This is a genomic window from Ruminiclostridium papyrosolvens DSM 2782 (genome assembly GCF_029318685.1).
Classification (GTDB): Bacteria; Bacillota; Clostridia; order Acetivibrionales; family DSM-1351; genus Ruminiclostridium; species Ruminiclostridium papyrosolvens.
In genome coordinates, this window is sequence record NZ_CP119677.1 from 1,035,277 (window position 1) to 1,052,271 (window position 16,995).

Genomic DNA, 16,995 nt, shown 5'->3' on the forward strand with positions numbered 1-16,995 from the left:
AATGAAGATTACAGTTGGTGATACTTACTATACCGAAATCAATGAACAGATAAGAAATACCGCCGATACCGAAATTATACTCGACAAGGTATACGGACAAAGATATATAGGCTGTGGGATTAAGGGAAAGACTATAACCATAAACGGTACTCCCGGAAATGCACTGGGCTCATATATGGATGGCGCTGATGTAATAGTAAACGGAAATGCCCAGGACGCCACAGGGGATACAATGAATGACGGGTCAATAATCATTCACGGTAACTGCGGTGATACTACAGGCTACGGTATGCGTGGCGGTAAAATCCTTATAAAAGGAAATGCCGGCTACCGCGTGGGAATACACATGAAAGAGTATAAGGAGCAAAAACCTATAGTGGTAGTTGGAGGCAAAACCGGGGACTTTTTAGGAGAATATCAGGCAGGTGGAATAATTATTGTTCTTGGAATAGGTGTGGATGGAATTCCTGTGGGTAGCTTTTGCGGTACTGGAATGCATGGCGGCGCCATATACTTGAGATGTAATGATATTCCCGAGGGACTTCCTCCTCAGGTTTCAGCAACCTCTGTAACAGAAGAGGACAAAAAGCAGATTGACAGCATTATAGGGGATTTTTGTAAAAGCTTCGGATATGATAAAAATGATATTTTAAACTCAAATTATATAAAGCTGACTGCAAATACAAAAAATCCATATAAGCAGCTATATACACATAATTAATAAATAGTGTAAAATAATAGTAATACAACATAAAGCAAAGAGGTGGGAAAATGGCTACTAAGAATGATGTTCTGAAATTTATAGACCAAAACGACGTTAAATTTATCAGACTGCAGTTTTCAGATATATTCGGCAGAATGAAAAATATAGCTATAAATTCACAACTACTTGAGAAAGCTCTTGATGAGGGAGTAATTTTTGACGCATCTGCCATAGCGGGATTTTCCGAGGTAGAATCGTCAGATATGCTGCTGTTTCCGGATCTCAATACATTTTCCGTTATTCCCTGGAGACCGCAGCATGGAAAAGTTGCAAGATTTATATGTGACATTAAGAATTATGATGGTTCTCAGTTTATGGGAGACCCCAGATATGTTCTGAAAAGATCAGCAGAAAAAGCAAAAAAACAAGGTTATACCTTCAATATAGGACCTGAGTGTGAGTTTTTCCTGTTTCATATAGATGCTGAAGGCATGCCTACAACAAAAACACATGATTCAGCAGGCTATTTTGATATGGCGCCTACTGATTTGGGTGAAAATTGCAGAAGAGAAATTTGCATGGTCCTTGAAGATATGGGCTTTGAAACAGAGGCATCACATCACGAAAATGCAGCCGGACAGCATGAGGTTGATTTCAGGTACAGCGATGTTATGACTGCTGCGGACAGAATAATGACATTCAGAACAGTAGTTAAAATTGTTGCACAAAGAAACGGACTGCATGCAACTTTTATGCCAAAACCAATTTTTAATGATTATGGCTCCGGTATGCACATTAATATGTCTCTGTTTAAAGACGGCAAAAACCTCTTTAACGCAGGCGAAAACAGCAGGGATATATCCGACACTGCAAAAATGTTTGCAGCGGGCGTACTGGAACATATCAAGGGTCTTACTGCGGTTGCAAATCCGTTGGTAAACTCATACAAGAGGTTTGTACCGGGCTTTGAGGCTCCTATTCACATTGCATGGTCTCATATGAACAGAAGCCCGTTATTAAGAGTTCCTGCACCAAAAGGTGAAGCAACCAGAATAGAATTAAGAAGTCCTGACCCATCCTGCAATCCGTACCTGACATTGGCACTGATTCTGGAAGCGGGCTTGGATGGATTGCAAAAGAAAATGGAAATACCTGAACCTGTTGAGATTAATACTTATAATCTTACACCTGAACAAGAGGAAGAGCTGAACATACAAAGGCTTCCATCCAATCTATATTTAGCGTTGGAAGAAATGAAGAAGGATACTTATATCAGGGAGGTTTTAGGAGAACACATTTATTCAAAGTATATATCAGCTAAAGAACTGGAGTGGACTAAATACAACAGTACAGTTCATCCTTGGGAGATAGATAATTATCTTACTGCATATTAATTAACAGATGTTTCTGTTATGGCAGTATAATTAACTATAATTATTCCCCATTCAAATGGAGGTGATGCCAATGAGTGCAGGAGGGATTCTTATAGTATGCAGTAAGCCTGAGTTAATTAAAGAAATCAGAGCCCTAATGCTGCAACAGGGATATTCGTCCGCAGAGTACTCGTTATCGGCAAGTGCTGCCAGACGTAAACTCGATTTTTTTGAACCTGAACTGATATTGGTTAATTCACCTTTACAGGATGAACTTGGAATTGATTTCATTTTGGATATTGCTGATAATACTGATGCAGGAATTATAGTGTTGGCTAAGCATGAGCATCTGGAGGATATGCAGTACAGACTTGAAAAAGTTGGAGCGTTAATACTGCCTAAGCCAATAAATAAAATGACTTTATTACAAACGGCCAGATTTGCTGCTCAATCCCGAAAGTCTTTAATGGGATTAAAAACTATAAACGAAGATCTTGAAAAAAAGATGAAGGATCGTAAGATTATAGAAAAAGCCAAATGGATTCTTGTTGAAAAGATGAATATGACTGAACCACAAGCACACAGATATATTCAGAAGAGAGCAATGGACACTAGAACATCACAGTTAAAGGTAGCTGAGGAAATTATTCAGAGTTTTTAAAGAAATTGCTTGAATTTACGAATAACAAATGGTAACATTACTGCATATTATTTAATTAAATATCAAAAACAGCAATGAGGCTGCTTATAAATCAAATTCTAAATATTGATTTATTAAGTAGCTTTCTGTATTTTAAAAGGGTTTTATAAGCATTTATTCACAATGGCGTGTTAAAGAGGATAATTCTGTCTCTTTACATGCTTTTTTATTTAAATCTTTTTGCATGTCAATTTTTTTTGAAATATGGGGGTAGAATTATGGGAAATATTAACACTGGCGATACAGCCTTTATGTTGGTGTCAACTGCTTTAGTATTCTTTATGACACCGGGGTTAGCACTCTTTTACGGAGGAATGGTAAAAAGGAAAAATGTATTGAGCACCATTATGGCATCTTTTTTTATTGCAGGTCTTGCATCGGTGCTTTGGGTGGCAGTGGGCTATTCGCTGTCATTTGGTAAGGATATCGGAGGAGTAATAGGAAATCTTGACTGGGCTTTTTTCAGTAATGTTTCAGGACAGCCAAATGCTGATTATGCAGGTACTATACCACATACTCTATTTGCTGCTTTTCAGATGATGTTTGCAATTATAACACCCGCATTGATTACAGGTGCGTTAGTTGAAAGAATGAAATTTTCATCATTGGTTCTTTTTATAGGACTGTGGTCAATAATTATATATTACCCGATGGCTCATATGATGTGGGGTGTGGGAGGTTTACTTAAAAATCTTGGAGCTATAGATTTTGCCGGAGGTAACGTAGTTCACATAAGTTCAGGAGTATCAGGTTTGGTGGCAGCGATTATATTAGGTAAGAGAAAAGGTTATGGAATGACTTCGCATCAGCCTCATAATATACCTTTGGTGTTTATCGGTGCATCAGTACTTTGGTTCGGATGGTTTGGGTTCAATGCAGGAAGTGCTTTAGGAAGCGGAGAACTTGCGGTTCATGCATTAATGACTACAAACACATCTGCTGCAATGGCACTTATTTCATGGATGTTTGTGGAAAAGATTACCAGAGGAAAGCCTACAATGTTGGGCGCAGCAACCGGAGCGGTAGTTGGGCTCGTGGCAATAACACCGGGAGCAGGATTTGTACCAATATGGGCATCTCTTATAATAGGAGCGATTGTAAGCCCTATCTGCTACTTTGCAATGAGTGTTCTTAAACCAAAATTCGGCTATGATGATGCACTTGATGCATTTGGTTGTCATGGTATCGGTGGTATTTGGGGTGGTATTGCAACAGGGCTGTTTGCCAAAACTTCTATAAATTCTGCAGCACAGTGGAATGGTCTGGTGTTTGGAGACACAAAGCTGTTTGTAGCTCAGATAATAAGTGTAGCAGTAACAATAGCTTTTTCAGTAGTTGGAACTGCGGTTATTATGTTTGTAGTTAAATTAATTATGAAGGAAATAAGAGTTGCTCCTAGAGAAGAATCTGAGGGACTTGATATAACACAGCATGGAGAATCTGCATATCCTTCATTTACCGGAATGGATTAATAAAAGAAAAAATAATTACCATGTAACAAGGAGGGTGTGGCATGAAAAAAATTGAGGCAATTATCAGACCGTCAAAGCTTGAAGAACTAAAGGAAGCTCTTCTGGCAATTGATATAGACGGCATTACCATTACTCAGGTAATGGGTGCAGGAAAGCAAATGGGATGGAAAGAATTTTACAGAGGTACGGAAGTTTCTCTAAATGTTCTTCCGAAGGTAAAGCTTGAATTGGTGGCTGCAGATGATAAGGTTGAGCTGATTGCTGAAACTATAATTCAGTACTCCCAGACCGGAGAGGTGGGGGACGGTAAAATATTCATATTTGATCTTGCTGACTGTATTCGTATCAGAACAAGGGAAAGAGGAGACAAAGCACTGTAAACCTACTTAATAAAAAACCCGTTATCTTATTTTATGGATAACGGGTTTTTAACATCTATAGTAATTATAAATTCTGCATTGTAAGGATGACTTCTCTTAAAACCTTGCATGCAACAGCAGTAGAAGCACCGCTATGGTCATAGTGTGGTGACAGTTCTACTACATCGGCACCGATTATATTCAAGGAGGATACTGCTTGAAGTGCATTTATAAGTTGCAGGAATGTAACTCCTCCTGCTTCAGGAGTACCTGTTCCTGAAAAAATTGACGGATCGAGAACGTCCAAATCTATTGTAAGGTAAACAGGGGCAGCGCCAATTTGAGATACTGCAGCAGCAAGGGTATCAAAATTATGAAGACAGAGGTTGGTATGACCATCCTTGGCCCAATAGAATTCTTCTCTTGTTCCGCTTCTTATACCAAACTGATAAATGCGGTTATCTCCTAAAATATCCCATGCTCTTCTTATAACTGTTGAGTGTGATAAAGGTTCTCCAATATATTCTTCTCTCAAATCGGTGTGAGCATCAAAATGAATAATTCTGAGCTCAGGGTATAATTTTACTGCCTGCTCAATTGAAGGCAGTGATACAAGATGTTCTCCGCCAATCATCAGAGGCTTTTTACCCTTTTCGAAAATTAATTTAGAAGTTTCGGATATCATTTTCAATGCTTTGGTTGGTGAACCAAAGGGCAAATCAAGATCACCGTAGTCGTGAATTTTATAATCGGAAATATCAGCGTCGAAGTAGGGACTGTAAGTTTCAAGGCCAAGAGAATCGGTTCTCATGGCAGCAGGGGCAAATCTTGTGCCGGGTCTAAAGGTAGTTGTACCGTCGTAGGGAGCCCCAAAGATTACAATGTCGGAGTCCTCAAAGCTACTTTCACATCCAAGAAAATTTGTTGGAAGGGTATTCTTATTTATCATAAATCAAACTCCTTATTATTGATTTTAGTAATAACCGAATATAATTCTACCATGACTGGTTTGAATTACAATACCTAAATAAATTATCAGAATGTCGGTATACTAGTCTATAATTTTTTAGTATACTATTACGTGGATAAAGTATGCAGTTTATGTAAAAAGGTTATTATAGTACAGATATATGATGGGAGGAAAAACAAATGTTTGTACCGGAAATTGAGGGAAACTTGAGAAAGCACATGGTGAAGATACCTGACGTAATTAATCAGGCCAGTGGAATAAATATTTTCGGGAAGAATATAAAGTCCCTGCTTTTTTCTACTGATGTTGCTATAATAAAGAATTGCAATGCTCATGCAGCTATTGCAGTTTATCCTTTTACACCACAGCCGGTAATAACTCATGCCATAATAACTGCATCAGATATTCCTGTGTTTTGTGGAGTAGGTGGAGGCACTACAACCGGCAAAAGAGTTATAAATATTGCAATGGATGCTGAATTTCAGGGGGCTATAGGAGTTGTTGTCAATGCTCCCACACCAAATGAAATTATAAGACAGTTGAGTATGAAAATAGATATACCTATTGTGATTACGGTGGCTTCGGACAAAACAGATATTCAAAGCAGACTGAATGCAGGGGCATCTATACTAAATGTATCCTGTGCAGGGAAAACACCGGCTGTTGTAAAGGAAATCCGCAGCAGATTCCCGGAGGTTCCAATAATTGCAACGGGAGGGCCGACTGTAGAGAGTATCAGGGCGACAATAGAAGCAGGAGCAAACACTGTTACTTACACACCACCTACAAGTGCAGAGCTGTTTAAGAATCTTATGAATAAATACAGAGAAGAGTTGTAGGTATAAATTAAAATAATGTATATATTAATGAAGGAAAAAATAAGCGGAGGAAAATAAATGTTACTGGCAGACGAATGGAAGGAATATGAACTAATAGAGACAGGAGACGGTGAAAAGCTTGAACGGTGGGGGAATGTCATACTTAGAAGACCTGATCCACAGATAATCTGGCCTATAAAGGATAAAAAGATGTGGGACAAGGCTGATGCACATTACCATAGGAGCCAAAGCGGCGGAGGACAGTGGGAATTTAAGAAAAAGGTACCAAAACGTTGGACAGTAGCCTTTAATGACTTAAAGTTTTATATAGAACCAACAGGCTTCAAGCATACAGGTCTGTTTCCTGAACAGTCTGTTAACTGGAAGTGGATGATAAATAGTATTCAGAAGGCAAACAGACCTATCAAGGTTCTTAATCTTTTTGCCTATACAGGCGGTGCCACGGTTGCAACAGCCTATGCAGGAGCAGAGGTCTGCCACGTAGATGCAGCAAAGGGAATGGTAAGTTGGGCAAAGGAAAACCTTGCACTATCAGGCTTGGCAGACAGACCCGTGAGATTTATAACTGACGATTGTATGAAATTTGTACAACGTGAAATAAGAAGAGGCAAAAAATATGATGGAATAATAATGGACCCGCCTTCTTATGGAAGAGGCCCGGGAGGAGAGATTTGGAAGATAGAGGACTCACTGTACGGCTTTGTAGAGCAGTGTATGGGCCTTTTATCTGATAAGCCGTTGTTTTTCCTGATAAACTCATACACTACAGGTTTTTCACCCACAGTACTCAGCAATATTTTAAAGCAGACAATCGGAAAACGATTTAAAGGGACACACAGTGGTGGAGAGGTTGGAATACCTGTAAGCAACTCAGGACTGGTGCTTCCATGTGGCATATATGGAAGGTGGGAGAACAGATGATTCCCAATATAATATATGAGGACAATCATCTTCTGGTAGTAGAAAAGCCCGTAAATATACCTGTTCAGGCTGATAATACAAAGGATACAGATATGCTTACTCTTTTGAAGAAATATCTCAAGGAAAAATACAATAAGCCCGGAGAGGTATATCTTGGCCTTGTACATAGATTAGACAGGCCTGTAGGGGGTGTAATGGTATTTGCAAAAACATCAAAAGCTGCGTCAAGGCTGTCTGAACAGGTCAGAACAAGAACCTTCAAAAAAGTTTATTTGGCAGTAATCAGAGGTGTTCCAAAGGAACAAAAAACTAAACTAAGGAACTTTCTGGTCAAAGACAGCTCGGAAAATATGGTTTATGTTGTTAAGGAAGGTACAAAGGACGCCAAGGAAGCAGTACTGGAATATGAAGTACTAAAGTCGGATGGTTTACTAAGTATGATAAAGGTAAAACTTCATACGGGAAGGCCTCACCAGATAAGGGTTCAGCTTTCCCATTCAGGATATCCTCTGTATGGGGACCAACGGTATGGGATTACTGTAAATAAGCCCGGACAACAGATAGCACTTTGGGCGTCTTCATTAACCTTGGAGCATCCCACCAAAAAAGAAGAAATGATATTTAACTGTGAAACACCTGATACTGAACCGTGGATTCGGTTTAGATAAAAAATATTTTTAAACAGTAAAAAACCATGGCATATAATATATATGCCATGGTTTTTCCATTTTATATGAGGGTTAGGGTTAGTATGCAACGCCTTGAGCGTACATAGCATTGGCAACCTTCAGGAAGCCTGCAATGTTAGCGCCGGCAACAAGATTGTCTTCCATTCCATACTCTTTTGCAGCAGCACTAGCGTTCTTGTAGATATTAACCATAATATCTTTAAGTTTCGCATCAACTTCTTCAAAAGTCCATGAGTAACGAGCGCTGTTCTGACACATTTCAAGAGCAGAAGTTGCAACTCCACCTGCATTTGCAGCTTTAGCAGGTCCATAAATAATCTTATTGTTAAGGTAAACTTCAACAGCCTCAGGAGTTGAAGGCATGTTTGCACCTTCTCCAACTGCGTAACAGCCATTTGCTACCAATAATTTAGCTGAAGCTTCATCAATTTCATTCTGAGTAGCTGAAGGAAGTGCGATATCACACTTAACGCTCCAGATACCTGAACAGCCTTCTGTATATGTTGCGTTCTTGTGAATCTTAACATACTCACTGATACGCTTTCTATCAACTTCTTTAAGTTGCTTAACAGTGTCAAGTTTGATTCCGTCCGGATCATAGATGTATCCGTTTGAATCACTTAATGCAACAACTTTTCCACCTAATTCATGTACTTTTTCAGTAGCGTATATTGCAACGTTACCTGAACCGGAAACAACTACTGTGGCACCTTTGAAGGATTTACCCTTAGCTTTTAATGCTTCATCCATAAAGTAGCAGAGGCCGTAACCTGTAGCTTCAGTACGAGCAAGGCTTCCGCCCCAAGTTAATCCTTTACCTGTGAGAACACCTGTAAATTCATTTCTCAGTCTCTTGTATTGTCCGTACATATAACCGATTTCTCTTGCTCCTGTTCCGATATCACCGGCAGGAACGTCAGTATCAGCACCGATATGCTTTGACAATTCAGTCATAAAGCTTTGGCAGAATCTCATAACTTCGAGATCTGATTTTCCTTTAGGATCGAAATCACTACCACCCTTACCACCACCGATTGGAAGGCTTGTTAATGAATTTTTGAATATTTGTTCAAAACCGAGGAATTTAAGGATACTTACATTAACGGAAGGATGAAGTCTTAAACCACCCTTATAAGGACCAATTGCACTGTTGAATTGAATTCTGAAACCACGATTTACATGTACCTTGCCATTATCGTCAACCCAAGGTACTCTGAAAATGATTTGTCTTTCAGGCTCAACTATTCTGTCGAAAATTCCTGCGTCTACCCATTCAGGATGTCTCTCAGCAACAACCTCAAGAGATTCAAGAACTTCTTTTACTGCCTGATGAAATTCTGGTTCACCGGGATTTCTTTTAATAACCTGATCCATTACTCTTTGTAATATTTTCATATAAATAACCTCCTGCTATGTATTAAATTATTAAGTATTATTTGGTGACAGGAGATATTTAGTCATGGTAATTTGAAACAGAAGTTACAAAAAATACCTTCAATAAGCTAACATACGCGCCCGGAACTTAATGCAAAAGAAAGACATGTAAGTTAAACTGCATACTCCATTGTACACCAATTATTAACTTTTTTCGCCTCTCATATTATATCATCAGCCTTTTTATTATGCAAGAGCAAAAAGTAAAAATTGCAATTTATATTATGAAAATAAAATGAGCAAAAAAATAATAAGCTCGAAACTACTGGAATGCAAGGCTTTGAAGGTAAAATTTGAATTTTAGAAAATCTTGAAGTGATAAAGAAATAAACGCATAATTGCAAGCAGTCTAAAAATCAATGTCATTTATTTTGCATATAATTTTACATATAAGGTATGCTTTTTTATATACCTTATAATAGAGCATTTCAGAGGGCACCATGTGGTAAATAATGTTGTTAATAATCCTCCATAAGGTTATAATAATATTACTTATTTTTGTAATAAAATCTCAAGAAATTTTGGTGAAAGGTAAAAAAATGAGCAAATTACAACTTATTGCTACATCTGCATTTGGAATAGAAGCTATAACTGCAAGGGAACTAAAAAAACTCGGATATTTTGAACAAAAAGTAGAGAATGGAAAGGTTACTTTCTCTGGTGATGAATCGGCAATCTGCAGAACAAACTTATGGATGAGGACTGCGGATCGTATTTTACTTAAAATGGGTGAGTTTAAAGCCTTGAGCTTCGAAGAATTGTTCGAGCAAACCAAAGCTTTACCGTGGGATGAAATAATTCCTATGGATGCTGAGTTTCCCGTTGAAGGAAAGTCAATAGATTCAAAACTTTTCAGTGTCCCTGATTGTCAGGCTATAGTAAAAAAAGCAGTTGTTGAAAAGCTCAAGCAAAAATACAAATGTGAATGGTTCGAAGAAAACGGACCAAGATATAGAATAGAAGTAGCATTACTTAAAGACATAGTTACCCTTACAATAGATACAAGCGGAGCAGGACTTCATAAGAGAGGCTATAGAAAGCTGGTGGGAGGAGCTCCGCTGAAAGAGACCCTTGCTTGTGCCATGATTCTGGTAAGCCATTGGAAAAAGGACAGGATACTGCTGGATCCTTTTTGCGGAAGTGGGACTATACCCATAGAAGCTGCTATGATAGGAAGGAACATTGCACCGGGTTTGGGGCGTGAGTTTGATGCTGAAAAGTGGCCGTTAGTTCCGCAAAAACTGTGGGATGATGCCAGAGACGAGGCGTATGATATGATGGTTGAGGATCAGGAACTCAGAATCCACGGTTCCGACATAGATGAGGACGCCATGAGCATTGCCAGATATCATGCAAAAAAAGCCGGTGTTGAGGATGCCATACATCTTCAGAGGCTTCCCATGTCCGACATAAGCTCCAGATACAAATACGGGATTATTATATGTAATCCTCCTTATGGTGAGAGGCTTGGAGAAAAGGAAGCTGTAGAAAATCTCTACAGAGAAATGGGTACAGTATTTAAAAAGCTGGATTCATGGTCTTATTATGTCATTACTTCAAACATGGAATTTGAAAAACTGTTTGGCAAAAGGGCTGATAAAAAACGCAAATTATATAATGGAAGACTTCTTTGCAATTATTATCAGTTTTTTGGGCCGCCTCCGCCGAAACAAACAATAAATATACAAAATACACAGCAATAATTTATTTATTTTAATAAAAATAGGCTAAGCATCGGTTGACGAGACTTAGCCTAATTAGATAACATAGTAAAGTAGGAACAATGTAGCACGGTAAACTCGTAAATAAAAAAATATGGTAATATGGTAGGTGAATTTTATGTTATTAAAGGTAGGAAAATCAGAACTTTCGGGTAGTATAAACATACCCGGCTCGAAGTCTCACACTATTAGGTCGCTATTTCTGGCGGGGTTGGCAAAAGGTACAAGTAAAATTCGAAATCCCTTGCTTTCATCCGATGCAATTTCTGGAGCCGATGTATGCAGGGCATTTGGTTCGACCTTTGATCTGAAAGAAGATAGTTATATTGTAAACGGAATTGGGGCATGTCCTCAGGTCCCGGAAAATGTTATTGATGTAGGCAATTCAGGAACAAGCCTCAGGCTTGGGCTTATGACTGCTGCTCTTGTTGAGGGTCATACTGTTTTTACTGGAGATTATCAGATTCGTAAAAGGCAGATAGGGCCTTTGGTGAAAGCCATAAATAATCTGGGAGGTACAGCGTTTACAACCAGAGGAAATGAATCAGCACCTGTAGTCATAAAAGGAAGGGCTACAGGAGGTTTTACGGAGCTTGATTCTGTCACATCACAATATTTGTCCTCTATTTTGTTAAATGCACCCCTCCTTGAAAAAGATACCCACATTAATGTTACACGCCTTAATGAAATACCTTACGTAGAAATTACGTTATGGTGGCTTGACAAATTGGGCATAAAATACTCACATAACTCAATGAAAGAATTTTTCATACCGGGAAGTCAGCAATATAAGCCTTTTGAATGTAACATTCCCGGAGATTTTTCTACAGCAACCTTCTTTATGGTACAAGCCGCAATATCCGGTAACGAGTTGGTACTGACTAATCTCGATATGTCAGATCCTCAGGGAGATAAAGCTGTTCTTGGCATACTTCAGGATATGGGTGCGGACATAAAATATGATGATAAAAATATAACGATAAAAGGAAAGAGCCTCAAGGGAAGAGAAATAGATATGAACTCCATACCGGACGCTCTTCCTGCCATGGCTGTGGCAGCATGCTTTGCAAAAGGTGAAACCAGATTGGTCAATGTTCCGCAGGCAAGACTAAAAGAGACTGACAGAATAAGCGTGATGTGTTCTGAGCTTACTAAAATGGGTGCGGACATATCCGAACTTCCTGATGGCTTGGTTATACGTGAAAGTAAATTATGCGGAACGTCCGTAAAAGGCCACGATGACCACAGAGTGGTAATGTCCTTGGCCATAGCAGGCTTAAATTGCCAAGGAGAAACCATTATTGATACAGCAGAGGCAATGAATGTTACATACCCGGGCTTTGTTGAATCCGTAAAAAGCTGCGGCGGAAAAATTCAATTATTATAATAACAGCCGCAATTGCGGCATATGGAGGTTTATATGTTAGGAAATACATTTGGAAGGTTATTCAGGGTTACAACATGCGGGGAATCCTATTCGGGAGCTTTCAGAAAAAATCCGGATATTCCGCCTGAACTGTGGGGAGGACTGGCAGTAATAGTTGATGGTGTTCCGGCTGGGCTGAAAGTAACTTCACAGATTATACAGGAAGAACTGGATAAAAGAAAACCCGGGCAGTCCAAGCTTCACACTCCAAGATCAGAAGCGGATAAAGTCTATATTTTTTCAGGAGTAATGCAGGATGACAGAACAACGGGTGCACCTGTGTGCATGATTATCCCAAGCAGTGATATAGGAGATTACCATATAGAACAGCACAAAGGTAATAAAGATTTGCTAAGGCCGGGACAGGCAGCATATACCTATTTTAAAAAATATGGTGAACATTCCGACTATCTTGGAGCAGGAAGGGCATCTGCACGTGAGACAGTTGCAAGAGTTGCTGGGGGAGCTATAGCAAAAATAATTCTAGATAGCATGGGAATTGATGTAATAGCATTCACCGTTGAGTCTCATGGTATAAAAGCAGGACCGTTTTCATATGAAACTGCCAAAGAGAATTATAGGTCAAATGAGATAAATTGTCCTGATTCGGATATTGCAAAACTGATGATTGATGATTTGCTTCAGGTAAAAAAAGAAGGGGATTCCTGTGGAGGTGCTGTGGAGATAATTGCAAAGGGAGTGCCTGCGGGACTTGGAGAACCTGTTTTTGATAAATTAAGCGCTACAATTGCACATGGAATCATGTCTATTGGAGGTGTTAAAGGAATTGAGATAGGAGATGGTTTTGGAGTAGCATCCAAAAAGGGCTCTGAATGCAATGACACCCCTTATTACGACGAGGAAACAGGTAGAATCAGATTTAAAACAAACAGAGCAGGTGGTATGCTGGGAGGAATATCAAACGGTGAAGAAATAAGGATACGTGTTGCTGTTAAACCTACACCAACCATTTTAAAGGATCAACTGACAGTGAATGTATCAACACTTGAACCCGTTACCCATAAATTTGCATCAAGAAGCGACCCTTCACTTGTACCAAGAATATATCCTATTTGTGAAGCCATGGTTAGAATGGCACTTGTAGACAGTATATTGATGTCCTCTGGAAGCAGGAGTATAACTGATATGGATAACAGGTGGGATAAACTATGATGGAATCTCCAAAAAATATAGTATTGATAGGTATGCCCGGCAGCGGTAAGACCACAGTTGGGAAAGCATTGTCGGAAAGACTTGGGTATACCTTTATTGATACTGATCATCTAATATGTGAAATGACGGGTAAAACCCCCAGACAGCTTGTGGAAGAAGACGGTCTTGAATATTTCATGAAAGTTCAGGATGAAGCTGTTCTCTCGATAAATGATAGTACTTGTGTAATATCAACAGGCGGAGGCCTTATTCATAGTGAAATTTCAATGAATTATTTAAAAAGCATTGGATTTGTTATATATTTGAATACAAAGTATGATATTATTAGAGAGAGAATGGATACATCAAGAAAGTTAGCCAGAACAGCAGGAACTTTGCTTGAGTTGTATAACAAAAGAGTTCCTTTGTACCAAAAATACGCGGACGCAGCTATAGATTGCGATTCCGCAGACCCTGACGCCGTTTCGGGGACGATACTTGGGGTCATATCTTCAAAATAAATTGATAAATAAAAAGAAAAGGGTAAAAAGAGGTACAATGCGTAAGATAAGGATTTTAATTGCTGACGACAATCAGTTGGCTGCACAGACATTAAGAGATAGTTTAGCAGGGCACGATGACTTCGAGGTAACCAGCATAGCTCAGGATGGATTTCAAGCAATTGAGCTTATAGAAAAAGATTTACCCGATGTAGTTTTATTAGACATAATTATGCCAAAGCTAGATGGCATAGGAGTACTAGAATATGCCAGAACATTAACAAAGGAAAGCAGACCCGTATTTATCATTTTTTCAGCAATAAGTCAGGAAATATACATTTCAAGAGCTATGAACCTTGGGGCAAATTATTACATAATTAAGCCCTTTGATGAAAGTGTTATTGCTACTAGAGTAAGGCAATTATATTCCGATTCTGAAAGAGCTCAAATTGGTAAAAGTCAATATACATATAATACAGCAAATAATTATAAACAGAAAAATCAAACAGATAATGAATTAAAGCTTCTTGCAACAAAATATATGAGTGAATATGGCCTAAAAGCTCACATGACCGGGTATTCCTATATCAGAGATATAATAACGGCATCCTTTGATTATTATTGCAAAACAGGCTCTTTACCTAAAGGGGTATACAGGACAATAGCCGAAAAAAACGGTGTACCTGTTCAAAAGGTTGAGAGAGCAATAAGAAATTGCATAGAAAAAGGAATTGAGGATAACGAAAGTGAAAAAAAACCAACAAACTCACAAGTTATATGCCGGATTATAGAGAAGATAAGAAAAAACAACTAATACAAAAGGGGCTGTCGTAAGAGAGAAATTACTTTCTACCTTATGACAGCCCCCTTTATGTAGTTTAGCATTAAGCGTTTACGTTATCCTTTAAACCTTTTCCAGCCTTAAATACTGGAGCCTTGGAAGCTGGAATAGTAATCTCTTCCTTAGTCTGAGGATTTCTGCCTTTTCTAGCAGCTCTTTCTCTAACTTCGAAAGTTCCGAATCCAACTAATGTAACTTTATCGCCAGCTTTAAGAGTTTCCTCTACGGAAGAAATGAAAGCATTCAAAGCAGCTTCACTATTTTTCTTATTTAAGCCTGACTTTGTGGCGATGGAATTGATTAAATCTGATTTATTCATTTATATACAACCTCCTAAAAATGGAATTCGACAATATTTTATAATGAAAGCTCGCTAAAGTCAAGCCTTTCAGGGGAAAATAGTTATTTTGTACCATCCAAAATAGGAAATATTTTATCGTTTTACGTTTTAGTTAGGGACCACATGTATATTAACCTTATCCAGTCTGGATTTTAATGCTTTATAAAAGTAGTTTTCGCTGTGATCTCCTTTGGAATCACCCATAACCAACATATCTATATTGTTTTCCAAAGAATAGAAAACAATGGTATCTACAATATCATCAGACCTTAAAACCGTCAGATTGGCACCCACTGATTTTGCAATACCAAAAAGATACTCAAGTGCTTCCCCTTCTTTATCGTTATCAAGGAAACTCCAGTCATTTTTTGCTACGTGTATTATAAACAGAGAATCCCCGTCGTTTGAGAATTCCAATGCCTTCTTTATAAGTCTTTCGCAAGTTTTTTGTTGTGTTACGCAAACCAAAATATTACTGGCAGTTGATTTCAAAAAATAGCCTCCTTATACCCGTAATAAAACGTTTTGGGGATTAATTAATAAAACATCTATATCAATATTATACTAAAAAAACGATGATTTGTCTTTATAGTTTACGGGTTTTAAAAGCTATTATACCGAATATAAAATATTTAAAAACTGTTGTTGAGACAAAATGCCAAATGTATAATAAAAGTATACTTACTTTAATAATTTAAACGGAGGAAACATGAGAGAGATTAATGTAACGACAATAATAGAAGAAGTCAGCAGACTTTGCATACAAGCGAATTATTTCCTTAACAGTGATATTAGACAAGCTATGGAAAAAGGCTTGAAGTGTGAGGAATCACATATTGGCAGGGAAATACTTGATAAACTTTTGACAAATGCAAATTTAGCAGCTGATAAAAAAGTGGCTATATGTCAGGACACGGGTATGGCAGTAGTTTTTGTAACAATCGGACAAGAAGTTCACATAACGGGCGGAGGACTGGCAGAAGCAATAAATGAAGGTGTGAGAAGAGGGTATAAAGAAGGTTTTCTAAGAAAATCAGTAGTAAGTGACCCTATAGAAAGAGTAAATACCGGTGACAATACACCTGCTGTAATCCACTATGATATTGTTGAAGGGGATATACTTAAAATTGAGTTGGCTCCTAAAGGTTTTGGAAGCGAGAATATGAGTGCTTTGAAAATGTTAAAACCTTCGGATGGTATTGAAGGAGTAAAGAGCTTTATATTGGAAACAGTTGATAAGGCAGGCCCCAATCCGTGCCCTCCTATTGTAGTTGGCGTGGGAATCGGAGGAACAATGGAAAAAGCCTCTATTATGGCAAAACGGGCGTTAATGAGACCAATAGATGTTCGGAGCAGCATAGAGTATGTAAAAAATCTGGAAATTGAAATGCTGGAAAAAGTAAATCAATTGGGTATAGGTCCTGCCGGGCTAGGCGGTAATACAACAGCACTGGCGGTAAATGTAGAGACATATCCTACACATATAGCAGGACTGCCTGTTGCTATAAATATAAGCTGCCATGTTACAAGACATGCAGAAGTGACATTATAAGGG

18 protein-coding genes are annotated in these 16,995 nt (G+C 38.4%); 14 read left to right on the forward strand and 4 right to left on the reverse strand.

Annotated features, from left to right (window positions below):
* Position 1: 1 nt before the first annotated feature.
* The 5 genes from P0092_RS04630 (at position 2) to P0092_RS04650 (ending at position 4,628) form a co-directional block, all read left to right on the forward strand.
* On the forward strand, positions 2-721 hold the full coding sequence (locus P0092_RS04630; protein ID WP_004621274.1) for a GltB/FmdC/FwdC-like GXGXG domain-containing protein: 720 nt from the start codon (positions 2-4) through the stop codon (positions 719-721).
* A gap of 50 nt (positions 722-771) precedes the next feature.
* Entirely contained in the window at positions 772-2,097 is a 1,326-nt protein-coding gene (locus tag P0092_RS04635) for a glutamine synthetase family protein (protein WP_004621276.1), read from the forward strand.
* A gap of 70 nt (positions 2,098-2,167) precedes the next feature.
* Positions 2,168-2,737 (forward strand): ANTAR domain-containing response regulator, encoded by a 570-nt coding sequence (locus P0092_RS04640; RefSeq protein WP_004621279.1) that lies wholly within the window; start codon positions 2,168-2,170, stop codon positions 2,735-2,737.
* Positions 2,738-2,994: 257 nt separating this feature from the next.
* Positions 2,995-4,248 carry an ammonium transporter gene (locus tag P0092_RS04645; protein WP_004621281.1) on the forward strand — a complete coding sequence of 418 codons (1,254 nt, stop codon included), beginning with the start codon at positions 2,995-2,997 and terminating at the stop codon, positions 4,246-4,248.
* 41 nt (positions 4,249-4,289) lie between these two features.
* On the forward strand, positions 4,290-4,628 hold the full coding sequence (locus tag P0092_RS04650; RefSeq protein WP_004621282.1) for a P-II family nitrogen regulator: 339 nt from the start codon (positions 4,290-4,292) through the stop codon (positions 4,626-4,628).
* A gap of 64 nt (positions 4,629-4,692) precedes the next feature.
* On the opposite strand, the gene speB is transcribed toward P0092_RS04650, so the two are convergent.
* Positions 4,693-5,556, reverse strand: coding sequence for an agmatinase (speB, locus tag P0092_RS04655; protein ID WP_004621283.1), 864 nt, complete (start codon positions 5,554-5,556; stop codon positions 4,693-4,695).
* Between the two features lie 200 nt (positions 5,557-5,756).
* Between speB and P0092_RS04660 the strand changes: the two genes are divergently transcribed.
* The 3 genes from P0092_RS04660 to P0092_RS04670 are packed head-to-tail and all read left to right on the forward strand — an operon-like array spanning position 5,757 to position 8,005.
* Positions 5,757-6,416 (forward strand): beta/alpha barrel domain-containing protein, encoded by a 660-nt coding sequence (locus P0092_RS04660; protein WP_004621284.1) that lies wholly within the window; start codon positions 5,757-5,759, stop codon positions 6,414-6,416.
* A gap of 57 nt (positions 6,417-6,473) precedes the next feature.
* Positions 6,474-7,337 carry a class I SAM-dependent methyltransferase gene (locus P0092_RS04665; protein WP_004621285.1) on the forward strand — a complete coding sequence of 288 codons (864 nt, stop codon included), beginning with the start codon at positions 6,474-6,476 and terminating at the stop codon, positions 7,335-7,337.
* Complete coding sequence (locus P0092_RS04670; RefSeq protein ID WP_004621286.1) at positions 7,334-8,005, forward strand: RluA family pseudouridine synthase; 672 nt, start codon at positions 7,334-7,336, stop codon at positions 8,003-8,005. The genes P0092_RS04665 and P0092_RS04670 overlap by 4 nt, the downstream gene beginning before the upstream one ends.
* Before the next feature lie 78 nt (positions 8,006-8,083).
* Here P0092_RS04670 and gdhA read toward each other — a convergent pair whose 3' ends face one another.
* The gene (gene gdhA / locus P0092_RS04675) at positions 8,084-9,421 is read right to left on the reverse strand and encodes an NADP-specific glutamate dehydrogenase (protein ID WP_004621287.1); all 1,338 of its coding nucleotides are present in this window, start codon (positions 9,419-9,421) and stop codon (positions 8,084-8,086) included.
* 578 nt (positions 9,422-9,999) lie between these two features.
* On the opposite strand from gdhA, the gene P0092_RS04680 reads away from it, so the two are divergent.
* From P0092_RS04680 to P0092_RS04700, 5 genes are all read left to right on the forward strand, one after another.
* Positions 10,000-11,163, forward strand: a complete 1,164-nt coding sequence (locus P0092_RS04680) for a THUMP domain-containing class I SAM-dependent RNA methyltransferase (protein WP_004621288.1) — start codon at positions 10,000-10,002, stop codon at positions 11,161-11,163.
* Between the two features lie 136 nt (positions 11,164-11,299).
* Positions 11,300-12,568, forward strand: a complete 1,269-nt coding sequence (gene aroA / locus P0092_RS04685; protein WP_004621289.1) for a 3-phosphoshikimate 1-carboxyvinyltransferase — start codon at positions 11,300-11,302, stop codon at positions 12,566-12,568.
* Between the two features lie 33 nt (positions 12,569-12,601).
* Positions 12,602-13,780 (forward strand): chorismate synthase, encoded by a 1,179-nt coding sequence (gene aroC / locus P0092_RS04690; protein WP_004621292.1) that lies wholly within the window; start codon positions 12,602-12,604, stop codon positions 13,778-13,780.
* Positions 13,777-14,280, forward strand: coding sequence for a shikimate kinase (locus P0092_RS04695; RefSeq protein WP_004621293.1), 504 nt, complete (start codon positions 13,777-13,779; stop codon positions 14,278-14,280). Before aroC ends, P0092_RS04695 begins: the two co-directional genes overlap by 4 nt.
* Before the next feature lie 37 nt (positions 14,281-14,317).
* Positions 14,318-15,073, forward strand: coding sequence for a response regulator (locus tag P0092_RS04700; protein WP_004621295.1), 756 nt, complete (start codon positions 14,318-14,320; stop codon positions 15,071-15,073).
* Between the two features lie 70 nt (positions 15,074-15,143).
* Here P0092_RS04700 and P0092_RS04705 read toward each other — a convergent pair whose 3' ends face one another.
* Entirely contained in the window at positions 15,144-15,419 is a 276-nt protein-coding gene (locus tag P0092_RS04705) for an HU family DNA-binding protein (RefSeq protein WP_004621297.1), read from the reverse strand.
* A gap of 129 nt (positions 15,420-15,548) precedes the next feature.
* A complete protein-coding gene (locus tag P0092_RS04710; protein ID WP_004621299.1) occupies positions 15,549-15,932 on the reverse strand; it encodes a universal stress protein in 384 nt (127 codons plus the stop codon).
* A 217-nt stretch (positions 15,933-16,149) separates the two neighbouring features.
* On the opposite strand from P0092_RS04710, the gene P0092_RS04715 reads away from it, so the two are divergent.
* Positions 16,150-16,992 carry a fumarate hydratase gene (locus P0092_RS04715; protein WP_004621301.1) on the forward strand — a complete coding sequence of 281 codons (843 nt, stop codon included), beginning with the start codon at positions 16,150-16,152 and terminating at the stop codon, positions 16,990-16,992.
* The last annotated feature ends 3 nt before the right edge of the window (positions 16,993-16,995 follow it).

Coding starts and splice junctions, on each gene's coding strand:
- P0092_RS04630 (WP_004621274.1), top strand. CDS start 2: ATGAAGATTACAGTTGGTGATACTTACTATACCGAAATCAATGAACAG.
- P0092_RS04635 (WP_004621276.1), top strand. CDS start 772: ATGGCTACTAAGAATGATGTTCTGAAATTTATAGACCAAAACGACGTT.
- P0092_RS04640 (WP_004621279.1), top strand. CDS start 2,168: ATGAGTGCAGGAGGGATTCTTATAGTATGCAGTAAGCCTGAGTTAATT.
- P0092_RS04645 (WP_004621281.1), top strand. CDS start 2,995: ATGGGAAATATTAACACTGGCGATACAGCCTTTATGTTGGTGTCAACT.
- P0092_RS04650 (WP_004621282.1), top strand. CDS start 4,290: ATGAAAAAAATTGAGGCAATTATCAGACCGTCAAAGCTTGAAGAACTA.
- speB (WP_004621283.1), bottom strand. CDS start 5,556: ATGATAAATAAGAATACCCTTCCAACAAATTTTCTTGGATGTGAAAGT.
- P0092_RS04660 (WP_004621284.1), top strand. CDS start 5,757: ATGTTTGTACCGGAAATTGAGGGAAACTTGAGAAAGCACATGGTGAAG.
- P0092_RS04665 (WP_004621285.1), top strand. CDS start 6,474: ATGTTACTGGCAGACGAATGGAAGGAATATGAACTAATAGAGACAGGA.
- P0092_RS04670 (WP_004621286.1), top strand. CDS start 7,334: ATGATTCCCAATATAATATATGAGGACAATCATCTTCTGGTAGTAGAA.
- gdhA (WP_004621287.1), bottom strand. CDS start 9,421: ATGAAAATATTACAAAGAGTAATGGATCAGGTTATTAAAAGAAATCCC.
- P0092_RS04680 (WP_004621288.1), top strand. CDS start 10,000: ATGAGCAAATTACAACTTATTGCTACATCTGCATTTGGAATAGAAGCT.
- aroA (WP_004621289.1), top strand. CDS start 11,300: ATGTTATTAAAGGTAGGAAAATCAGAACTTTCGGGTAGTATAAACATA.
- aroC (WP_004621292.1), top strand. CDS start 12,602: ATGTTAGGAAATACATTTGGAAGGTTATTCAGGGTTACAACATGCGGG.
- P0092_RS04695 (WP_004621293.1), top strand. CDS start 13,777: ATGATGGAATCTCCAAAAAATATAGTATTGATAGGTATGCCCGGCAGC.
- P0092_RS04700 (WP_004621295.1), top strand. CDS start 14,318: ATGCGTAAGATAAGGATTTTAATTGCTGACGACAATCAGTTGGCTGCA.
- P0092_RS04705 (WP_004621297.1), bottom strand. CDS start 15,419: ATGAATAAATCAGATTTAATCAATTCCATCGCCACAAAGTCAGGCTTA.
- P0092_RS04715 (WP_004621301.1), top strand. CDS start 16,150: ATGAGAGAGATTAATGTAACGACAATAATAGAAGAAGTCAGCAGACTT.